Raw genomic sequence first — 22,422 nt, 5'->3', positions numbered from 1 at the left:
TTTATTCTTTTCCGGGCACACCTGCCACCGGGATAATTTCAGGAATGTTTTCAACAGGCCCCATTACGTAGGTTTTGGGCCCCAGGTAAAGATCGGCGTTCAGTACTTCATCCCACGTGATGTCTTTTCCGGTATAAGCCGCCATACGACCCATGATGGTGACCAAGGATGAATAAGCCTGATCTTCACCGTCGTTAATTGTATTTCCGCTTCGAATGGCCGTAACCAGGTTGATGTGTTCCTGGACGAACGGATTCGTCACTTTCCACTCCGATTGAGTGTCGGTTTCTTCAGGATGCGGATATTCCCAGATAATGTTTCCGTTCAGGTCATACAATTTCCCGGAAGCATCTGCGTAGCCGTTGGTGCAGTTGATTTGTTCTACTTTTTCGTTGGTACAGCCATCAATCTGTCTGGCAGCACAATGCGTACGCATACCGTTGTCGTACAAGTACTCGATGCTGAAGAAATCATACTGGTCGCCGGTTACCCTTCTTTGGCGCCCGCCCCAACCGGTTGCCTTAACGGGATTTTTACCCAAATACCAGTTCATAACGTCCACTTCGTGGATAAATTGTTCGGTTATGTGGTCGCCCGAAAGCCAGCAGAAGTTTACCCAGTTTCGCAGCATATATTCCATGTCTGTCCATTCCGGCTTTCTGGTGCGGAACCATAATGCCCCTCCGTTCCGGATGATGTTTGCTCCCACAATATCGCCGATCTCGCCATTGAGAACCCTTCTTCTGGTTTCCATGTAATCCTTTTGAGAACGACGGATGGTTCCGCTGACAATGTTCAGGTTCAAGGTTTTTGCTCTTTTGACGGCTGCCAATACCTTTCTGACCCCAAACGGATCAACGGCTATCGGTTTTTCCATGAAAATATGCTTTTGAGCATTCACAGCGGCCTCAACATGGGCCGGACGAAAATGGGGTGGGGTACAAAGCAAAACCATATCCACACCGGAATCGATTACCTTTTCGTAACTGTCAAACCCGAGAAAACAGTTCTCATCAGGGATTTCAACGTTCCGTTCTTTTTTCAAGATCTCCCTGCAACTGTCCAGCTTGTCCTGGAAAACATCCCCCAGCGCGACAATCTGAAGGTTTGGACCTGCGTTCAAGAAGTCCATGGCGGCACCGGTCCCGCGACCTCCACATCCAATTAATCCGGCTTTAATTACCTTTCCGTCGGGAGCCTGCTCCAGTAGCTTGGGCAGCGTCAGCTCACCTTTTTTGGATTTATCGGTCGAGCAGGAACTCAACATTGGAATTCCTCCCATCATCCCTACTGTTCCGGCCACAACCGAACTTTTTAAAAAACTTCTTCTCGATAATGAATCTTTGTTTCTCATATTATATCAATTATTTGTTAGATAGTTTGGTCAAACTTTTGCTTATATTGACTTTTACAAGTACGATATAATTTCATCCATTTGAGCGGAGATCTGCTTCAGGTGATTCCTGTCTCCTCCGTTAACCTCTGCTGTTAACCAGCCTCCCTGATGATTTATCTCTCTGACGGCTTTCATTACCACCGGCCAATTGTTGTCGCCTTTCAGTAAATCAACATTGAAACCTTCCCACAACCCTTTTGAGTTCATAAGTTCCCGACTGAATTCTTTGATGTGAAGTTTCATGATGCGGGAGTTAAGTGTCTTGATCCAATGTTCGGGCCAGCCGTACCGCAAAACGTTCCCGATATCAAAATACCAACCCACCAGGGGGTGATTTATTTCATCGATAAATCTTTTTGCTTCAACAGGGCTTATAAGGAAATTGTTCCAGACGTTCTCCACTGCAATTTGCATCCCTGTTTTTTCTGCGTAAGGGATCAATTCCCGAATTGACTGTTGGGAGGTAATGTATGCCTGCTCGTAAGATACCTTCTCGTTTACTACACCCGGCACGACTAAAACCGTGTCTCCACCCATCTCTTTCACCTCCTGCAAAGATTTTATAACAGAGTCGATACACTTTTTCCTCACCGCAGGGTCGGGATCAGAAAGAGGTGAGCTCCAGTGGTCCTTGTTTACAACCGTGGGAAGTTCAATCCCTGATTTCGATTTTGCGTCAAGTATTTCTGACATATTGAAGTCGACAGGGCTGTTTAGTTCTACACCGTCAAAGCCCAACTCTTTGACCAGTTTGAATTTATCGGTTAACGATAGTTCTTCTTTGATCATTCCAAGCCCCAAACTCTTTTTTAAGGCGATTTTTTTCTTCGGCTTACTTTGCGAAACGGATGCAGATGCAAATGGCGTTACGGCTGCTGCTCCGGCTATGGCTACAGCAGATTTAATGAAATCTTTCCTGTTCATTAGAATTTATGTTTTATAAAGTTATTCCGGTTAGAATAGATACTACAAACGGGTACTTTACTAAAAAGAGCAATAAAGGTAAGTATTATTTTGCAGATGAGTTACAATCGAAATAAATAATTGCATATTTTTGATTATAACAACCCTGATCTTCCATCCATGTCGTTTTTGTTTTCGGGATAAAGGGGAAGCTTTATGGATAAATTATCGCGGGTGGAGCGATAAATAGCCGTGAACAGTTCCACTGTCCTGCGTCCGTCCTCTCCGGTAACCAGGGGATCCCGGTTTTCGTCCAGGGCAAATAAAAAATCTTCTATTTGACGCTCCATGTAATGGGTCATCGGATCGATGCTGCTAAAATGCCGGACATCTTCCATTTTCCATTTCTCCACCAGCTCTTCTTCTCCGGGAATAGTCCAGAGGTCGTTTACCGGGGGTTCCAGAATCCCTTTCATCCCTGCAATAAACATGGCGCCACCATCGGTCTGGACACCCGCGGATGCGCCGTTTTCACCGTGCACATGTACTTTTCCGTAAATTCCGGGTTTTTGCGAGTTGCTCACGATAACATTTCCTATTCCTCCGTTCCTGAATTTTATTACAGCCAATGCGGTATCCTCCACCTCGATATAAGGATGATTCAGGTTTCTCCAGATGCCGTAAACTTCTTCCACCTCTCCCATAAACCAAAGCAGGATATCCAATTGGTGTGGCGCTTGATTTACCAGGACTCCTCCTCCTTCCGTTTTCCAGTTTCCCCGCCATTTATCGGCATCGTAATAGCTTTTGTCTCTCCAGCCCAGCATGTTAACGGTACCCAATACCGGTTTACCTATCTTGCCGGCCTCAATGGCTTTTTTCACCCTCAATACGGGTTCATACCACCTGCGTTGACTGACTACTCCAAGCTTGACTCCCGCCTTTTTACAGGTTGAAATAATTTTGTCAGCATCTTCCAGAGTCGATGCCAGTGGTTTTTCCACCAGGATATTGGCTCCTTGCAGGGCAGCTTGTTGTGCCGGCTCCAAATGAAACGGGTGAGGAGTACAGACGACAGCCAGGTTAATTTTTTCTTTTTTAATGAGCTCCGCCACATCGGTGTAGGCGGGAACTTTGTATTGACAGGCAAAGCCGTTTGCCGTTTGTTGGGTGCGGCTCCAGACCCCGGCCAGGCGGGCATTAGGCAGATTCTGTATTGCCGAAGCATGCAGGTGGGCCACTTTCCCACATCCCAGAATTGCGATATTGTAAACAGAATTTCTCATTTCGACATTGAATTAGGGAATCAGGATCACTTTATTTATTCCGGCTTCCTTTCTGTAAAGCCGGTTAAACCATTCAGCACCCTCAGAAAGAGGTGCCACGGCCGATATCATGCCGCCAACGTCGATTTTGCCGGAAGCCATCAGTTCTAACACCGTTTCGTATTCGCCATTGATAGCGCAACTTCCCAGAAGTGAAAGTTCTGTGGTTACAATTTTTTGCAGGGGAACAGTCACCTCGGGCATCAGGTTCCCTATCAGAATTGCTTTGCCTCCTTTGCGTAAACTGTTTATACACAGGTTTACAGTTTCCGAAACTCCTACTGCTTCAAAAGCCACATCTGCGTTCCGGCCTTTGGTTAGTTGTTGTATTTTCTCTGAAACGGTTTTATCGGAAGAGAGGAAAGTATGAGTCGCGCCGAAGGCCTTGGATAGTTCTAATTTTTTTTCATCCATGTCGATAGCAATGATGGGATATACACCTGCCGTCTGCAGCAGTTTTACAACAAACAGGCCAATGGTTCCCGTGCCGATAACCACGGCATTTTGTCCCAGTTGAATACCGGATACATTTACTGCATGCAGGGCTACAGCAACGGGCTCTACCATCGCGGCCTGCTCAAAGGAGACGTTGTCGGGAATCTTGTAAAGTATATGTGCCGGAACAGAAACGAGTTCGGCAAAAGCACCGTGTTTTGTATAATTCCCCGGGGAAACACCCAGGACTTTTCTATTGTTGCTGAGGTTGTAATGCCCCTGACGTGTGAACCAGTCATCGAGCGGATATATCGTGGAGTCGAAAGTAACCCTGTCACCCGCTTTCCATCCTGTGACCGCAGTGCCAACTTCCGTAATTATGCCTGCGGCTTCGTGCCCCATGACCAACGGGGGGATTCTTCTTCCGGTGCTCCCGTCCATACCGTGGATGTCGCTTCCGCAGATTCCGCAGGCTTGAACCCTTATCAATACTTCGTCGGCTTCCATATGAGGATCAGGGAAATCACGATAATTCAACTCCATGTATTTGTCTAAAACCAATGCTTTCATAAAATAATACGATAGGGATTGTAAGTAGTCTGTTAGATACTCAAAATAATTATTTCTTATTTGTTCCTCACGGGGAAAACAGCAATTCGTAGAGTGCTGCATCCGTAGGGGATAAGCTCAATGTTTTCTTCCCCGCCAACATCCTCTCCCTGTTGAGTGAAATAAGGGACCGGGCCGGCCGACCCGTTGTATTCTTTCCATCCGGGCAGTCGTAATCCAGTTGTCCTTATCGTAACGGGTGCATCTTGCAGGGTCCAGGGATAATCAGAAGCCCTGTTTTTTGTTTCAACAACAAAAGCTTTCCCAACATTTTCCTTGCTTAAGTTACGGATAGGTAAGGCATAGTTCCAGGGAGAGTCGCTGGTAACCTGGTAATACCATTTTCCGTAACGTTTGGTTTCGTGGGGCTCAGTTGTTTTCTTTTGCCAGTTTTCATTCATCTTCAGCGCATACAGAAGTGGACCGCGTTCAACGGCCGCTCCGCCATCGTACCATCGGCTTATCGACACTTCCATGGGCAGGCGTAGAACGACCTTGTCATTGCTTTTCCAGGCACGATCGATCCTTGCGATTTCACCTTGCCTTGTTTCTGCCGTAACCCCTTCACCGTTTATCGTTATTACGGGGTTTTTACACCATCGGGGAATACGCAGGTGGAACGGAAATTCTATTTCTTCTTCTTCTCTGTCCGGAAAATCGAAGGTAAAGGCGATGGTTTCCTCAAAAGGATACTGTGTGGACTCTTTAACGGTGATGAGTTGTCCATTTCCCACCCTTGCCGAGACCTCCGATGGGGCGTAAACCAGTGCGGCAATGCCGTTGTCGTTGGTTGCATACCAGAGATTCTGCGTAAACTTGGGCCACCCCTGATGCATGTTGGAGGTACAGCAGGGGTATCCGGTGAGTTCACCGAAAAGGTTGTCGGTATCGTGGTGGGGAGTCACGAAGTTCCGCATGTCCCGGCTGACTTTAACCTGGTTGACCTGCTGGTAATACTGTCGAGCGCCAAAATCGTCGGTGGTTTGAGTGGGTAAGGCATTATAGGCAATTTTTTCGAGGTGGTCCGCCCATTGCACATCCCCGGTAACCTGTAGGATACTCTCCAGCGAATACATCATCTCCACTGCGGTGCAAAGCTCAGAACCTTGAACGGGATTTCCAAAACGGAGCAATTCGTCGCCCGCCCATAATCCGATGGGCAATCCGATGGTGTTGCGCATATCCCGGACAGCTTTTTTTACCGCTTCGAGCAGTTCAGGATTTTGATTCTGCTGGAAATAGATAGCCGGTTCTTTAAATCCCTGTCCGAGATTTACACAATGTAAGCTGTGCTGTCGCGATAGATGATCCTGACGGAGGAATACATCCGTCCAGTTGAATGTCTGTTCGTGAATCAGCTCACCCAACTCGAGCAAAAAAGGATCTCCCGTAATGTTGTACAACCAATAGGCCATCATCAGGTTATCTCCTCCGCGCTGTTCTCCCCAGAATGTCCAGTTACCCAACGGCGTGTTCGGTAACTCCTTCAACTGATATTTGAAATAATTTGTCATAAAGGGAATTATCCGTTTATCCCCGGTTGCGGAATAGTATTGCTGCATTACTTTCAGCATCACCATTTTAGGCCACCAGTCGTGAGCGTTGTTTCGTTGCAGGCCTTCTTCGGGTTCCCGGTCGGTATCCGGGCCAAAGTATCCGTTTGGCTTTTGCGATGCCAACGTCCACTCAATCCAGGGCTGCACTTTCTTTTTTAATTCCGCATCGTTCATGATATAGGCGAGCGGCAAGAGTCCGTCAATCCAGTACGGCCCTCGTTCCCACACGTCTCCGTCACCGCCCAGCCATCCGTTTCTCTGTCCGGCGACCTGCGGGTAAATGGAGTCCAGATGTCCTGTCATTCCTGTCCGCATCCGGTTCAATTGTTCTTTGAGCCACCCTTGAGGGCGGATAGCTCCGACGGGCAGTTCGATATAGGTTTTACCGGTCAGCGGGGCACGGTTGCCGGGGTAGTTAGGTGGTTGTCCGGAGTTACTTCCTTGTGAATGAGTGCCCGGGATCAGGAAGACCGAAATAAGGATGGCAATTAAATGTCTCATGCGATTATTCTTATTCGTTATAATTCATCCACACTTTCATTTGTCCGGCCTCCCGGTTGTCCCACGCGTAATAGGGGATAAAACGGATGGTGTCATCTCCCGAAACGGCGTCGATGGTAGTGACGCCGTTCAGCAGCGTGGGGTTGAATGTTTCCTTGAATCTGGCAGGCGGGGAAAGTGTCAACTCATCGAACGAAGGGTTGTCCGTTTCTTCCGCGCAATATACGATCGGCCCTCGTTGAACAGCCCTTTTCCCGGAGTTTTCTTTTACCCGCGGATCGGCCTGTACCGTTTCTGCCGGCATGTCCAGGGCAAGCGTCACCTTGTCTCCCGATTTCCATTTCCGGTCGATCACCAGGTATCCCTTTTCAATCAACGGATCGGTTATTGACTCTCCGTTTACGGCAACGGTGTAGTTTTTGCACCATCCGGGGATTCGCAGCCGGAATTCTTTCCTGACGGATTTTTTGAGCGACTCAACGGTAAGGGTCACGTTGCCGTCCCACGGATAGCTGGTCTCCTGGACCAGGGTCATCGTCTCTTTTCCGGTGTTCACGTCTGCTTTGTTTCCGATGTACAAATTTACCCAGACGGCCCGTTCCGATGTTCCGTAAATATAGTTTCCGATGGAAGGAAGAAAACGGGAGATCTGGCTGGGGCAACAAGCCGTGCCGTACCATTCCTTGCGGTGATGGTCCCCGTAAGAAGCCAGCGGATTTACGTAAAAGAACAGGTCTCCCTTCAGCGACACGCCCGCCAGCGCGCCGTTGTACATGGACCTTTCCAGCACGTCCATGTATTTCGAGTCGCCTGTTAGCTGGTGCATACGCGAATTCCAGTAGACCATTCCCACCGAAGCGCAGGTCTCGCAATACGCTTCATGGTTGGGCAGGTCGTAAGGCTCCGTGAATCCTTCGTTGTGGCGTGAAGACCCGATCCCTCCGGTCAGGTACATTTTGGTCAATACCACATCGTCCCACAACCGGTTCAACGCGTCGACATAGCCGGCTTCGTTCTTCAAGGCAGCCACGTCGGCCATGCCGCAGAACAGGTACATGGCCCGGACGGCATGCCCGTTTATGGTTGATAATTCCCTGACCGGCATCTCATCCTGATAGTACATGGGGTTCCATGTCCCTTCCGTCCCCTTGGAACCGTGCCCGTGTCCGCGTTCTTCAAGCAGCCAATACGCAAAATCGAGGTACTTCTCCCGGTTGGTAACCTCGTATAGTTTTACCAGCGCGAGCTCAATCTCCTCGTGCCCCGGGACCCAGTGGCGTTTACCGGGTCCGAACCGGTCCATCATGTGATCGGCCATTCGTATGGAGACGTCGAGCAGTTTGCGTTTGCCGGTGGCTTTGTAATAGGCCACGGCCGCTTCCATCATGTGCCCGGCGCAATACATTTCGTGCTTGTCCATGTTTGTCCAGCGTTTATCCCTTCCGGTCAGCGTATAAAATGTATTGATGTATCCGTCCGGCTCCTGGGCGGCCGCAAACTTGTCGATCCACTCATCGGCTTTCCTTTCCAGCTCGGGGTTGGGGTTGTTTATAAGGCTGTAAGCCATCCCCTCAAGTGCCTTGTAAACGTCGGAATCATCGTAAAAAATGCCCGAATGTTCGCCTGACCGCCTGGCGGCATTTTCGAAGTTCCGTATCCGTCCGGTTTTATTCTCGATTTGATCGATACATACGGGAAGTGTATGTAAAACGTGATTTTTCAATCTTGGCGACCAGAAATTGTCGTTGATCTTTACGTGTGAGAAATCGACCGGAGTTATTTTCCTTGTCGATATCTTATTGCTTGAATGTGAATTTTGTCGGCATACTGTGCATGTCACGCTTATTATAACAGCAATTGTTGCCAGAAATATTTTTTTGAGTCTCATTGTTAATAGATATTATGGCTGAGGATATTTTCCAGTATCAAAGATAATTATTTTTCGTTTGAAAACTGAAAAAACGACAAAAAGGGTTGTCAACAATACAGTTAACGACCCTTTTTAAGAAAGAATGAAAATTTAGAAACTGTTTTGAATTTTATATTTCTTCAAAATAGCCCGCTATCAAGTGCGAACTGAAAATCCAAATCCATCCCAAAATAGGCATAAAACAGGACATGAAAAAATCAAAACAGTTTCTTACAGTATCCCTTTGCAGACTTATTGTCCGGCATAAATGATGGAAATAATGCCTAAGATGAACAGGATAAACATCCATATTAACAGCTTGTTGGTTGCTTTCGAGGAGTTTTTAAACTCTTTCCAGATAAACACACCCCAAAGTGCTGCCACAAGAGTAGCACCTTGTCCTAAACCATAGGATATGGCTGCACCGGCTTTTCCTGCTGCGATGTAACTAAAAGCCGTACCAACTCCCCAAATAACGCCTCCCAATACTCCTACCAAATGCGTTTTTAAATTGCCTTTAAAATACTGGGAGTAATTGACAGGATTTCCCACAAATGGTTTTTTCATTACCAGGGTATTGAGAATGAAATTGCTTGCTAATATCCCTATCGAGAATATAAAAAACGCGCCATAAGGAGTCAGCATGCCTTCGGTAGGGTTTTCTAAATTTGTCAAATCCATTGCAGAAGCCACGAATCTATAAAAAAAGGACATCAGGAATCCAGCAATGATTGCGATAATAATTCCTTTTTTCCTTGTCTTTTGTTCCTCGGTTCCCTTGCTCATTCTACTTGAGGCAATGCCGTTCATTATGATCGCAGTGACAACCAGGAGAACACCTAGGAATAAAATGACGGGATCGCCTTTTGGTGCACCGAAGTAGTTGATAAAAACGCCCAAAACAAGTGCCAGGCCTACACCCACCGGGAAAGCAACAGACATTCCGGCCAAAGAGATAGAAGCGGAAAGTAATATGTTGGAAGCATTGAAGATAATTCCTCCTGTAAATGCACTCCAGAAACTTTTCGGATTTACTTGCGTAACATCATCAATAAACCCTCGTCCTTGTTCACCTATGCTTCCGAGGGTAAAACCAAAGATGATTGAAAGGAGCACGATTCCGATTACGTAGTCCCAATAAAACAACTCGTACCGCCAAGTTTTAGCGGCTAACTTTTGTGTGTTTCCCCAAGAGCCCCAGCATATCATGGTTACGACACATAAAATTACGGCTAATAAATAATTACCTACTATAAACATATCCTTTGAAATTAAATTAGTTATTTGTTCATCAAGTCAAATACACCTCTCCACGTTTTGTAGGGATGTTGATTAATTTCTTTCATTGTTATTCTTTTATCAGGGGCAACCATGTGCATATGTGCGAATCCTCCCAACAGTTCACAGAGGCATAATCTACCATACGTATGTTGCCTTTCGTGGTAGGTACGATAAACTCCATGCGGGCATCGGAACGGGTGGGTGTTGTTTTAGTCACTTTCACCACGCCACGCTTGTTCTCTTTAATTTTTGTTGGCTGATTGAATGTGGGATCGATGTTTTCATCGCGCGCCAATACAATGGGCCCCCAAGTAACCGCCTGGAAGTTTTCGCTTCCCGGAGCGCTTCCTTGAGGTCCGTCTATCACTCTGGCAATCATTTCAAACTCTATTTCGATGCGATCGTTATTTTTCCATTCACGATCAATAATCGCATACTGTCCCGATTCCACCTTTAGGCTTTTACCGTTCACTTTCACCTTATTTTTCTTACTCCATTCAGGTATTCTTATCTGCACCGCGAACCTCTCGGCTTTTTCGGGGTTCACATGGATTTTCACTTTTCCCGAATGAGGATAATCGGTCTCAATCTTCAATCCCAAAGCTTGTCCTTTCGGCGTAGTGGAATTTACATCCGCCGCATTGTAGAGGTTGATAACCGGTCCGCGCTCGGAGTTGGTCACAGCGATAAGCGGGATATACGACAAACCTACCGGACCACTCAGGTTACAGCAAGTAACAAGCAAACCATTGAAGCTACGTCCCCAGCCACTGGCATTTACTTTTTTCCCGTTGAGCAGGTTAGCATAACTAAATCCATCCCCGGTAGGCTTCATGGCACCCAGCAACCCGTTATATATATATCTTTCGATTTGGTCCATCGGAGAAGACTCCCCGGTTAACCGCATCAATTGGCTGCAGTACTTCATCCATGTAACACCCACGCAGGTCTCCATCATTCGCTTGATGTTCGGGTGGGTTTGTTCAAGAGCGGTGTTAGTCCATGCCTCTCCATTTACTTTCGGAAAATAAGGCTGATCGGCTCCTCCATTGCCGATAATGGTCATCTCTTTCGTACGCACATTATTGTAGTAGTTGTCTAACATGCGCTTCACTTCAGGTTTCCCCGTTACGCGGTAATACTTTGCCAACCCCTCAAACAGAGATGTTATCTCGTATGCTTTGGGATAGGTTCCTGCCATCTTGTAGGGCTCAACGTTGTTGTATGCATTTTCGAACAAGTCATGATTTTTCGCTCCTCCCGCTTCGATAATATAGGTTGCAAAATCGAGATACCTTTGGTAGCCCGTCATTTGGTAGAGTCTCATAATCGGCTCAAGTATCGTGCTCGACTCAATTTTCTCGGAGCTCCATCCCATTTGATTAATTGGTGATTTTGGAGCCGGACCAACTTGGTCAATAACACAGTCTGCCTGACGAATAAGGCTTTGAAGAACAGCTGGATCGTGGTTTACCCAATCGTAATAATCCATCAGTCCAAGCATAACGTATTTCCGCTCCCATATATCTCCTGTGGCGCTTTCAGGTTGCTTTTCTATTGGCGAACAACTAATACTTCCATTCGGGCGTTCGGTAGAGAGCAAATCCTTAACGGTTTCATCCAATATTGTTTTCAGTTCGGGATCTTGGGTGTAACGATAGAACAAGCTTGCCGACCGGGTTGCCTTACCCCACATCTCACCCACTGCGAACTGGGTCCTTCCCACGCGAAACAAATCAACGAAAGTGGCGTAAGGGAGTACACCCTTATTCCAATTGACCAGGGAATTTTGTATATCGTTTTCCAAATTCCCATGTAGTTTTATGGAATTTGGGGCTAATGGAAACTGTTGGTCTTTTACCTGCGAAAACAGTGTTGCTGATAAGCTAAAAAGTAAAATAAATATAGTGTTTCGTAGCATAACTTTTTTAAATTGTATTGAATTTATAATAAACAGAGTGGATGGTAGACTATAGATTCTCTATGCGTATATCACTCCAGTATGCGGCCTCCCATGCCCACCCGTTTGCTTTATTCTCAAGGTCTATTTTGACATTTTTATTTCCTGCAAAGGGAGTTAGGTCAAATTCAACATCTAACCATCCGTTTTCATCTACGGTATCCTTCCCGATGGTCACCTCTTTTTGTATAGAACCGTTGACCCGAATAACCAGTAGCCAATCGCCTCCGTTATGGTGAGACACCTGAGTCTTAAGAACTGTCTTCTTCCCATTGGGAATGTCTACAACTCGTGTTAGCACGCAAGGCATATCTCTAGATAAAGGATGCGTAAGAAGCACGTTGTTTTTTCCTTTGTAGGTCTCGCGGAGTCCCGGCTGCATATCGGAGCCGCAAAAAGCGATTATCCATCCCGGGAATCGTTGGTCCAGATCACCCTGAATATTCACCATGGCTAAATGTTTAATCTTCTCCATTTCTTTTTCCGTGAAAAGAGAGTTGGCTATCGGTTCCGGATCCCAACTAAACACCAATGGACTTGGAGTGGGTGTTTTAACGGGAATCACAAATACTTCTTCTCCGTTTGAATCGGTCTCCACACGTCCACCTTCTTGCACAACGTATTCTCTGGCAAGCTTTTCGCAAACGTCAAGCAATTTCGGGAAATTGTAAGGCGTGTGGGAGAATTTGGTTTCCTGGTCAAGATTTTCCTTGAATCGGTCTGGCAGGTTCGACGTACCCATGGTGGTAAACAACACACCTGCTGCATTTGAAGGGTTGCAATCGGAGTCTTGTCCACAACGGGTAGAAATAATAATTGTCTGGTCTATATCCTTCTCTCCGTAAAGCATACCGATAAGGATATATGCTCCATTTATTTTCACATCTATACCACCGTTTGAGTTCTTTTGGTATTCGGGATTTCTCCGATACTTTTCCTGACATAACTCCCAAGTGGCTTTCCAATCGGTCGGGTTGGCCTTGTACCATGAAACCACGTCGCGTACCATCTCGGCATATTGGCATCCCTCGGGGATACATGCTAACCCTGCCTCGATGATTTTTATGATATCATCTTCAAAAAACGCTTCACTATACATACCGCCGACAAATTGCCCCGCATACACACCGTCGCTGTAATTCATCAGTCGTCCGAATGTATCACCCAAGGCTATCGGCACATTGGGCATTCCGGGGGCGATAAGACCGGAGTAATCGGCTTCTATCTGATAGTCAATATCATGAGGGTTGTTGCTGAAAGCCGGATGACTGCAATCGGGAGGGGCAATCCCCATGCGCAGGTTGCGTCTGCCGGTCTCATTAGCACACCATAAAGGGTATTCCGTATTTGCGAAATCAATACCTGCCTGACGGATAGAAACACTTATGCCATACTCTTCCAGAGAGCGCAAGAAGGTCATTTCCACATAGAGGTCGTCTTGATTAAAAGCTTCATTAATCATTTCATGGCCCCATAGTGGCATCTCCTCTAAAGGGATAATTTCGTCTTTCCACTTGAATTCGGTGGGGGCAGCCCAACTAACCCCCACTATCTGGCCGAGCCAGCCTGCCTGTAATTTATCTCGATATTCCCGGACGGGTAGCCTCCGGTATTTTATGTCAAGATCGTTTTTTCGTGTTAAGGAGGTACATCCCGTCAAGCTCATTGTGAAGATAATAACAGCTATTTTTAAAATTGTTTTCCGCATTCTTAAAAGGATCATTATTTATAATTTATAATAAGAAGTGTGTATAATTTACAGTAACAGCAAATATGCACTTTGAGGTTTTACAGGTAGATATTGTTTTGATTTAAAAAGGTGACAATGTCCTGTTCATCGGGTATTGAAGGCTGTGCTCCAAGTGAGGTGACACATAGCGCTGCCGCTGCAGTTGCATAAATAAGTGCTTGTTTAATTTCGCTGTATTTCCCAATTCCGACTGCAAGAGCCCCACAGAAAGTATCTCCCGCCGCGGTGGTATCTTTTACCTGTACCTTGAATGCTGGAATCTTTAACCAATCAGTGCCGTTGCTGTATATGCATCCGCTACTGCCAAGGGTGAGGATCACGTTTTTCACCCCTTTCTGTAAAAGAGTTTTTACCATTTCCTCTTCACCAATTTGCTCAATTTGGCATTTGCTGATGGTTTCTGCTTCAGTTTCATTCACCACCAGCATATAAATGGACTGTAAAATCTCATCTTCAATACTGTAAGCGGGAGCGGCATTTAAGATTACTTTTGTATGCCCCGTTGATATTTTGCAAATCGTCTTTACTGTTTCATAAGGAATTTCCATTTGAAGCAAAATAGTATTGGCCTGAATGAGGCGGTTGGAGTGGGGAATGATATAATCGGAGGAGAGGTATTGGTTGGCACCCGGAATCACAATGATGCTGTTCTCTCCGTGTTTATCTACCCAGATTGAGGCAGTCCCAGTGGTGACATTCTCCTTTACAAGAGCAAGCGATACATCTATCCCTTCCTTGTTATAATAAGCCAAAGCATTTTTCCCATTGAGATCGTTTCCTACGCAAGTGATGAAACTTACGGCTCCGCCTGATCTGCAGGCTGCGACCGCCTGGTTGGCCCCTTTGCCTCCCATGGCTTGTGTAAATGACAATCCTTCAAGGGTTTCCCCTCCTTTGGGGAAATGATCCGTAGTTACGATATAGTCCAAGTTTGAACTTCCTATAACGACAATTTGATTCTTTTGCATATTATATATAAGATTTGACCCTGAAATGATATTCAGGTTGGTAATGATCCCGATTATTTTTGTTAGCTTATGTCGTACGGTTTAAAAAAAGTGATTTCTTACCACAATTTCAACGTGATGTGACGGTCCTTCCCACATATACAATTTGAGAATTCAACGTCGGTGCCGGTAGGGATGGTTGCACGCAACACCTGATTCGGATATAACGGCATTGGGTACATATACTCCCCATACTTGATTTCATAAGCGATATCGCTGAGATTGGTGATCTCGATCATCCCATTTTTCTCGTTAATCACTCTCACAGAAAGTGAAGCTTTGATAAGGGATTTCAGTAATCCTTCATCTCCTGACAAAACATTGTTATAGAATGCCAGGGTTCTGCCCGAAAACATCGCGTCCTTAACTCCCTGTTCGGTATAATCTTTAGCAAATACCAGGGTCATTGGACGCATTAACTTCCCCCTGTAGAGGTTGGCACTGGTGTAGTGAATATCAGAGTTGGATATGGGAGCCAGATTAAACTCCTGACACCAGTCAATAACCTTCGGATAAGCCTCCCAACCATTAAAAACTTCTATTCCGTGAATTTTCTGCTTTTCAATTAATTCTCTATGAATAGGGTACATTGTGCTTTTATCATCCGGCCAACCGGGATGATTCCATAAAATAAAACCACCTTGTTTCATTGCCTCATCGATCGCTTCAATCGCATCCGGACGCTCAAGCTTGTTCGCATCTTGAATAAAAAGGGCGTTCAGGTGACCCAGCGGTTTCTGACGCGTAATTTCTGCTCCTTTTATTACCAGCATCCCAATGGCATCTCCCTGGGCTTTTGCGATTTCATAGGATTTGTTGTGATCGCTGATCAATATTTTCTTATTGGCCCGGTATTCAATATGGTCCGTTATGGCTATTACGTCCAGACCTTCATTCCAGGCTTCCTTGACCCGTTGGTCTGGCCAAACTTTTCCATCGGAAAAAACGGTATGCACGTGAAAATCACATTTCAGCGTTTTGTATCCGTCAATATCGGGTATTCTGATGTTGTATCGATAATCCTGACTGTTTAAATTCGGATATTCGTAGACCTCATCGTTTTGGACCTGGGCAGTACTGTTGAAAAAAAAACTGAGGAACAAACAGATGTAAATGTAAGGAAGTGCTTTTGTTTTCATATATTCATTGTATTTTTCTTACAACGTGAATTTATTCTTTTTGATTAAATTGTAGATGTGATTCTTTTCTATCCTTTATGACTGATTAATAATAAATTAATTTCCCCGGTTTGTTTTTGGAATATTCAATCACATCCTGTGTTTCTATTCGGTACCCGTCAGGGATTTCTTTGGCTTTTAATGTGATGTTGTTTTCGCCCTCCTTCAAATCATAATTCCAGGTAAGCTCATGGCGTCTTACGCGATTATCTGTGGGGATTTTTGCCACTTCATACAAGTTGCCGTTGATATATACTTCGATTTCCAGGACAACGTCGGGCAGGTTGTTATTCTTCATAGCCCTGCCTCCCAAAACAAAACCTGAACCATTGATCTTGAATGTTACTTCTCTGTTTTTACGGGTAAGACTGCTTCCAATCCTTCTTCTCTCAACCGGATACAACCCTTCAAAGCTCTTTTCAAAAGGAACAGGTTCTGGTTGCTGGTATTTGATGGTGAACATATCTCCATCCAGTCGTCCACCGTTTCGGACGATCATTTCTCCCGCATGACGTAAACCTGTTTCGTAGACCTTGTTGAGGGACATCTCGGTGTGTGCAAAATTTAAATCCTCTACTTTGTCCAATCCCTGTTTCCAATATGCCGGTATCTTGTCGTACCCGATCATTGTTCCTAGAATTCCGGCAGCATTGGCCGGATTACAGTCTGAATCGTACCCGCATCGCGTACTGATATCAATAGTCGCGCCATAATCACCCTTGCCATAAAGTAAGCCAATAACAATGTATGCACCGTTGATTGTAGCATCAATGTTGAAAGGCATAAAAACTCCGTCCGGACAACCGATATCTGATGTCCATTTTTTTTGTGCCTCAAACCACGCCTTCTTCCAGTCATTCGGATCTTCACGATAACACTGTATCATATCGGCAATGCATTGATAGTAGTTGCTCTGCTTAGGGATAGATTTCAAAGCTTCTTCCACAATGAATTCGATATCATTATGCACAAAAGCCAGTGCATACATGGCCGCCACATAAATCCCGCCGTATACTCCATCGCCATAATTCATGATATGCCCAATTCTCCAGCCAATCTCTGATGCGGCATTGACCATTGCCGGAGACATCAACCCGGCAAAATCGGCTTCAATCTGGAAATCAATATCATCGGCATGTGGATTGTTTTTCCAATGTCCTGACTCGGGTGGCATGATACCGTTCAGGATATTGTATCTGGCAGCCTGGTTTGCATGCCATAACGGGTAGCCTGCATTGGCAAAGTATTTTGCATGTAGTGAGTCGGGTGCGTCCAGTCCATACTTGTCAAAGACCTGCACAAATGTTAAATCCATATAAACGTCGTCATACAAGCCCGGGGAATTTTTGTAATACCACGACATGCGTGAGCCGTCCCAGGGAATGCCGATCTCTTCTCCGATCATTGTCCCGTTCCATTTGAACTCAGTAGGGCCACCGTAGGTACATCCAATTACCTGGCCTGCCCAACCTCCTTTGATTTTATTCAGCAGCTCTCCTTTGCTGATTTTATAATCTTTTGCAAACGTGTCGCCCACATTGCACGATAAAAGGGCAATCGCACCATAAAAGAAAAAAAGCTTAAGATGATTCATAAAAATTCAGTTATTGGGTGTATAATTTTGAGTCGAATCCGTTATCAGTTGTGCAAATATAGAATAAAAAAGATTTATGAACAAACGTTTGTTCATTTTTTGAGAAAAAAACAGCCGATTTCAGTAATTGATTTATAGTGTATGGAGCAATTGCAAACCTTTTATGTGTATAGTTGACTGATAAATAGCATTATACGCTTGCTTTCGTGATTGTTGAAAGTATATTCAAAAGTCAGCATGATAGACGAATGATGCAAATTGTTTATCTGTGTAACCTCATTATTTGCATGGAATCTTATTGAGATTTTGGGTTGTGCTAACGATTGAGCATTACTGATTTTATTTGTATATTGATTAATATTACTTACTTTTGACCAGAATTTCTTTTTTTGATGGGTAGAACAGATAGATTATATAGTGAAAACGCCGGAAGACATGAGCAATCATAAAGTGAGTATTACTGACATAGCAAAAAAAGCCGGACTCTCCACGACCACCGTATCAAGGGTCATTAATGGTAAAGGTGAACAATACCGCATCAGTAAAGTTTCACAGCAGAAAGTTCTGGAGGTAGCCAAAGAGATGCGGTATGTACCGAACCTTTACGCGGCCAATCTCCGTACGGGGAAAAGCAATACCGTTGCGCTTATCGTCCCCTCTTTAAGCAATCCGTTTTTTGCTGCCATAGCTAGCGGACTGAATGCAGAGATCAGGAAATACGGATATATTACCATTATCAGCGATAGTGATGAGAACTTTGAAAACGAGAAAAAAGAGTTGGAGCAGCTGAGTGCTAGAAATATTGAGGGGTTGATTATTGTTCCTTCCGGAAATCAGTGGAGGCATATAAAAGAGCTCTATGATCAACAATTGCCCATTATTTGTATTGACCGGTATTTTGAAGATTTGGATTTGCCCTATGTCTCTACGGATAATTATGATGGAGCATTTCATGCTACAAAGTATCTCATTAATAACGGACATGTATCCATAGCCTGCATACAAGGTGTCAAGGAGTCAACGCCAAACCGGTTGCGGGTAAAGGGATTTAAAGAGGCGCTTGAACAATCGGGTATCCGTGATTATTGGGTTGTTGGAGATGATTTTACTATACAGAACGGATACCTGGAAACGAAACTCCTGATGCAGCAGAAGGTAAGGCCAACAGCCATATTTACCTTAAGCAACACCATTGCAATGGGGTGTATAAAGGCATTGAAAGAGGAAAATATACGCATACCGCAGGATGTCTCCATTATAACATTTGATGAACACCCCTATCTCGATTATCTATCAACGCCTCTCTCGTGTGTAGCCCAACCCGTAAATGATATCATCCGGATTGCGGTTAAGTTTCTTTTTTCAAAACTGGAAAACAAGGATATGAATGCGATCAAGGTGCTTTTAAAACCCAAAATCATAATTAAGGATTCGGTCAAGACAATATTATAAATTTAGTTATTAAAGCACTGGAGTATACTTCTGTTTCCGGTCAATATATCCCATTTGAAATAATTGGATAACTTTCATCCCGCTATCTGGCACTTTCGATCATGGAAAGAATATTCTCCAGGGGTGTTCCTGCCTGAATATTGTGGCAGGAACAACAGATGTAACCACCATTCTTGCCCAGGGTCCTGACACATTCCCGTGTCTCTTCCGCCACTTCTTCTGCTGTGCCCATGGGCAGTATTTTCTGGTTCTCCACGCCACCGTGAAAGATCAGTTCATTTCCGAAGGCCTCCTTAAGTGCCGAACGATCCATACCGGGACATACATGTTGTATAGGGTTCAGAATATCAATGCCACATTCAATCAGTTCAGGTATCAATGGCAGCACGGCCCCGTCGGTATGATACAATACTTTTTTCCCATGCCGGTGAATCAGGTCACACCACCCTTTTAGCCGGGACTTGAAATGTGTCCTCCAGGACTCCATCGGAATCAGCATGTTGCTTTGCATACCCATGTCGTCACTGATAAAAACGATATCAAGCGAATCGTCCATTTCCGTTAACATTCGTTCCAGCATTGCGGTTTGAATGGCATCAATCTTCTCCAGGGCAGCATCGAGAAAATCAGGATTGATGATCGTGTCCAGCAAAGCATTTTCCAACCCCCGCATCTGGCAATAAATTTCGAAGTGTGATATCCAGGGCCCTATGGTGGCAAAATCCCAGGCACGGGCCTCCAGGGCAGCTTTTTTTGCCCCGGTATAATCAAATTTGTCCGGGTCGGGCCATAAAGGATAGCTGTCCAGTTGGGAGGGGGAGTGGTAGTCGGCAATCGGAGGATTGATGTATTCCTGGTAGGTAGCCAGTCCGGCCTTGGTCATGCGTGTGGGAACCCCCCACATGGTGATCTCCCCACTGTCGTTGGGGTCGAAAAATCGGCCTGCATATCCGGGGAAGATCCATACGATCTTGTCAATGCCCAGTGCATGATAGACAGCCAGCTCATCCTGTAGGCCGGTATGTTCACGCAAAACATTCAGGATTTCCGGGGTACACCAAATGTCCACCGGTGTCCGGTCCACGGGTCGGCGGTTGATGGTAGAAAGTATTCGTTCTCTTGGAGTCATGATAATAATTGTTTTAATGGTGGTTTTTGATACTGCGGTAAATACATGTTCTGTTGTTGCAAATATCGCATGCGTAGCCTCTTTTCTTTACCTTTTTCCCGATGCCGACGATCCCGCTCACGCTTTTCAGGGGTATCATCAGGCTGCTCCCCGTCAGGCGGATGTTGCAGGGCTGTCCGGGAAGAAGGGAGAAAAGCGGTTGCTGTTCACTGACAGGCCAGTTGCAATAACCGGGGCTGTACCGGTTGGTGACATGCATCCCAAGCTCCCTGAAAGCATTCTCCAGTTTCTCCTGAATCAGGTCCATGGCTCTCTCCACCACCCATGAACCCATGGTGTCGGTGATGAATCCCTTCAGGTAATCCCCCTGCTTGTTGTACTCGCGTGAACGGGCAGTAAAACCTTCACCCGCCGTACAGACAAGCAGGGCCAGCTTTTCCGCTCCCTTCATGTACCCGCAAATCTGTTGTTGCGGGTGGATCTTCCTGTCCAGGATCCTGATCGACCCCTCCTTTTCGTCAATGCGGATATCCTCATACACCGCATATCCTCCCCGTATGCTTGCCAGACCGGGGAGTTGGCCGAACAGCCCGGTCGCCTCGTGCACCACGGGATTGTCGGGTGAGTGGTCAGGCACCTGCAGTAGCCGCAACAAGTCGCCGAGGTGCAAGCGCAATTCGTCGGGTTCAATGTGATAATCGACAAAGGTCATGAAAGGTTCACTTTTGGTTGAAGGCGGCGAGCGCGTCATAAAAAGCCCGGATGTTCTCCGGCGATACATGCGGAGGCACATCGCAGCCGGTTGACAATACGAAGTTTGGATAAGGGGCGGTCTCTTCGAGGAGCTGCGTGACCTTTTCCTTAACCTTTTCGGGGGGCAACATCTGCAATACGGCTACCGGATCGATATTCCCCATCACCAGTGCATCCGCCGGACATTGCGCCAGTGCCTCCGTCATATTTGCCGCATTGCCGAAATGATAGGCCGCGGCACCGGTTTGTATCATGGCATCCGTACAATGGCCCCTGTTTCCGCAATTGTGGAGCACTACCATGAACTGTTCGTCCTGTACCGATTCAATGATCCTTTTGACATACCGGGAGGAAAACTGCAGGCAATCATCGTTGGAGAGCAGTCCCGCGGCCGGCTCCGCGATGACGATACCCGCGCAGCCGCTTTCCTGTTTCAATGCTGTGGCGTAGGACAGGATAAACTGCGTGCACTTCTCGAGCAGCAGTTCCACCGCACCGGTTTCGAGATAACAACCGGTCATGATCTCCGACATGCCAAACAGTCTGCCCGCCAGGGAAAAAGGGCCAATCACACCGGCCAGTACGGGTCGGGTATCGATCATCCCTGCCGCCAACCTGTTGGCTTTCAGGTATTGTGGTATTCTCCCTGCGGCCAGGGAGGGAACCTTCAACCGCTCTACGGTTGAAGCATCAACGAGCTTCCCGGAAATATGGGGCATGTCCTCCTCCGGAAAAGAGATGTCACATCCAAACGCTTCCGCCTCAACAGTCAGGTCCATGATTACCGTGGAGGCTTTGGAAGGATATTTGTCGCTAAGCGCTTTAATAGCCCTTGCATGAACCTCCCCGTTCTGGACGGCTTCCCTGACGGAGTATCCCAGCATCTCGATCCCCGGATGCGTCATGACGGGGATGGCATACCGGTCGGGGGATTGGATGATCTGTTCCATCCAGCTTTTAATTTCCATCATGATGCATTGTTGATTGTCAGTTTATCCAGTATCTCCACCATCTCCTGAGGCCCGTCCGTATAATGGTCGGCTCCGATTTTTTGCGCAAATTCACGGTTCAGCGGGGCACCGCCCACAAAGGTGATCACCTCCGGAAACGCTTGTTTGATTGTTTGGTTGATAACCGCCATGTTGGCCATGGTCGTTGTGAGCAAGGCTGACATTCCCACAAAGGCGGAGGGATGGTCCTGAAGCGCTTCAATAAATTTCGTTGCAGGGACATCCACGCCCAGATCGATGATTTCATATCCGTTTCCCTCCGCGATCATGCTGACCAGGTTCTTTCCGATGTCATGCAAATCGCCTTCCACCGTGCCGATGATCAGTTTTCCCTTGTGTGCTACCGTTCCGTCAACGAAAAATTTTTTCAGGTGCATCATCCCGCAGTTCATTGCCTTGGCGCTCATCAGCACCTGTGGTACGAAGACCCGGTTTTCCCTGAATTTTGTCCCGATGCGTTCCATCCCTGCGATTAATCCTTTTGAAAGTATTTCCGAGGGTGGAAAGTTTAACTCCAATGCCTGCAGGGTAAGTTCGTCCACACCCGGTTGTCCCTTCATTTCCGGGGGATAGGGAACGCTCCGGTTAATCTTCCCTTTATCCACACAGTTGGCAATCTGCTCAAGAATATTTTCCATACGATATTGTTATTTTATGTTAGTGATTTATGTGTT

17 protein-coding genes are annotated in these 22,422 nt (G+C 46.1%); 1 reads left to right on the top strand and 16 read right to left on the bottom strand.

Annotation, left to right across the window (positions count from 1 at the left end; translation table 11 throughout):
• Position 1: 1 nt before the first annotated feature.
• The 12 genes from AACM02_RS14125 to AACM02_RS14070 all read right to left on the bottom strand — a co-directional run bounded on the left by AACM02_RS14125 (position 2) and on the right by AACM02_RS14070 (position 17,404).
• Positions 2-1,354: a Gfo/Idh/MocA family oxidoreductase gene (locus tag AACM02_RS14125; RefSeq protein WP_339117327.1), complete on the bottom strand. Its 1,353-nt coding sequence runs from the start codon at positions 1,352-1,354 to the stop codon at positions 2-4.
• Positions 1,355-1,408: 54 nt separating this feature from the next.
• Entirely contained in the window at positions 1,409-2,320 is a 912-nt protein-coding gene (locus AACM02_RS14120; RefSeq protein ID WP_339117326.1) for a sugar phosphate isomerase/epimerase family protein, read from the bottom strand.
• 134 nt (positions 2,321-2,454) lie between these two features.
• Positions 2,455-3,585 (bottom strand): Gfo/Idh/MocA family oxidoreductase, encoded by a 1,131-nt coding sequence (locus AACM02_RS14115; protein WP_339117325.1) that lies wholly within the window; start codon positions 3,583-3,585, stop codon positions 2,455-2,457.
• Positions 3,586-3,597: 12 nt separating this feature from the next.
• Positions 3,598-4,629 (bottom strand): galactitol-1-phosphate 5-dehydrogenase, encoded by a 1,032-nt coding sequence (locus tag AACM02_RS14110; protein ID WP_339117324.1) that lies wholly within the window; start codon positions 4,627-4,629, stop codon positions 3,598-3,600.
• Positions 4,630-4,685: 56 nt separating this feature from the next.
• Entirely contained in the window at positions 4,686-6,725 is a 2,040-nt protein-coding gene (locus AACM02_RS14105) for a beta-L-arabinofuranosidase domain-containing protein (RefSeq protein WP_214061987.1), read from the bottom strand.
• 10 nt (positions 6,726-6,735) lie between these two features.
• Positions 6,736-8,613 carry a glycoside hydrolase family 127 protein gene (locus tag AACM02_RS14100; protein WP_339117323.1) on the bottom strand — a complete coding sequence of 626 codons (1,878 nt, stop codon included), beginning with the start codon at positions 8,611-8,613 and terminating at the stop codon, positions 6,736-6,738.
• Between the two features lie 273 nt (positions 8,614-8,886).
• The gene (locus tag AACM02_RS14095; protein WP_214061989.1) at positions 8,887-9,894 is read right to left on the bottom strand and encodes a GRP family sugar transporter; all 1,008 of its coding nucleotides are present in this window, start codon (positions 9,892-9,894) and stop codon (positions 8,887-8,889) included.
• 88 nt (positions 9,895-9,982) lie between these two features.
• On the bottom strand, positions 9,983-11,722 hold the full coding sequence (locus tag AACM02_RS14090; protein ID WP_339117322.1) for a beta-L-arabinofuranosidase domain-containing protein: 1,740 nt from the start codon (positions 11,720-11,722) through the stop codon (positions 9,983-9,985).
• A gap of 163 nt (positions 11,723-11,885) precedes the next feature.
• Entirely contained in the window at positions 11,886-13,598 is a 1,713-nt protein-coding gene (locus tag AACM02_RS14085; protein WP_339117321.1) for an ADP-ribosylglycohydrolase family protein, read from the bottom strand.
• Positions 13,599-13,663: 65 nt separating this feature from the next.
• Positions 13,664-14,593 (bottom strand): ribokinase, encoded by a 930-nt coding sequence (rbsK, locus tag AACM02_RS14080; RefSeq protein WP_286834211.1) that lies wholly within the window; start codon positions 14,591-14,593, stop codon positions 13,664-13,666.
• Between the two features lie 98 nt (positions 14,594-14,691).
• Entirely contained in the window at positions 14,692-15,771 is a 1,080-nt protein-coding gene (locus AACM02_RS14075) for a PHP domain-containing protein (RefSeq protein WP_286834208.1), read from the bottom strand.
• 85 nt (positions 15,772-15,856) lie between these two features.
• Complete coding sequence (locus tag AACM02_RS14070; protein ID WP_339117320.1) at positions 15,857-17,404, bottom strand: ADP-ribosylglycohydrolase family protein; 1,548 nt, start codon at positions 17,402-17,404, stop codon at positions 15,857-15,859.
• 435 nt (positions 17,405-17,839) lie between these two features.
• Here AACM02_RS14070 and AACM02_RS14065 point away from each other — a divergent pair, with 435 nt between their 5' ends.
• On the top strand, positions 17,840-18,856 hold the full coding sequence (locus AACM02_RS14065; protein WP_339117319.1) for a LacI family DNA-binding transcriptional regulator: 1,017 nt from the start codon (positions 17,840-17,842) through the stop codon (positions 18,854-18,856).
• An 82-nt stretch (positions 18,857-18,938) separates the two neighbouring features.
• Here the strand turns inward: AACM02_RS14065 and AACM02_RS14060 are convergent, their stop codons facing one another.
• From AACM02_RS14060 to AACM02_RS14045, 4 genes are read right to left on the bottom strand one after another with little or no spacing between them, the layout of a single operon-like run.
• The gene (locus tag AACM02_RS14060) at positions 18,939-19,985 is read right to left on the bottom strand and encodes a uroporphyrinogen decarboxylase family protein (RefSeq protein WP_339117318.1); all 1,047 of its coding nucleotides are present in this window, start codon (positions 19,983-19,985) and stop codon (positions 18,939-18,941) included.
• A gap of 13 nt (positions 19,986-19,998) precedes the next feature.
• On the bottom strand, positions 19,999-20,697 hold the full coding sequence (locus tag AACM02_RS14055; protein ID WP_339117317.1) for a vitamin B12 dependent-methionine synthase activation domain-containing protein: 699 nt from the start codon (positions 20,695-20,697) through the stop codon (positions 19,999-20,001).
• Positions 20,698-20,704: 7 nt separating this feature from the next.
• Positions 20,705-21,709, bottom strand: coding sequence for a uroporphyrinogen decarboxylase family protein (locus AACM02_RS14050; RefSeq protein WP_339117316.1), 1,005 nt, complete (start codon positions 21,707-21,709; stop codon positions 20,705-20,707).
• Positions 21,706-22,386, bottom strand: coding sequence for a corrinoid protein (locus AACM02_RS14045; protein ID WP_339117315.1), 681 nt, complete (start codon positions 22,384-22,386; stop codon positions 21,706-21,708). Before AACM02_RS14045 ends, AACM02_RS14050 begins: the two co-directional genes overlap by 4 nt.
• Between the last annotated feature and the right edge of the window lie 36 nt (positions 22,387-22,422).

This window comes from Petrimonas sp. (assembly GCF_963921705.1).
Taxonomy (GTDB): domain Bacteria; phylum Bacteroidota; class Bacteroidia; order Bacteroidales; family Dysgonomonadaceae; genus Petrimonas; species Petrimonas sulfuriphila.
The sequence above is the reverse complement of the archived record's forward strand: the minus strand, read 5'-3'. Positions and strand labels throughout refer to the sequence as shown.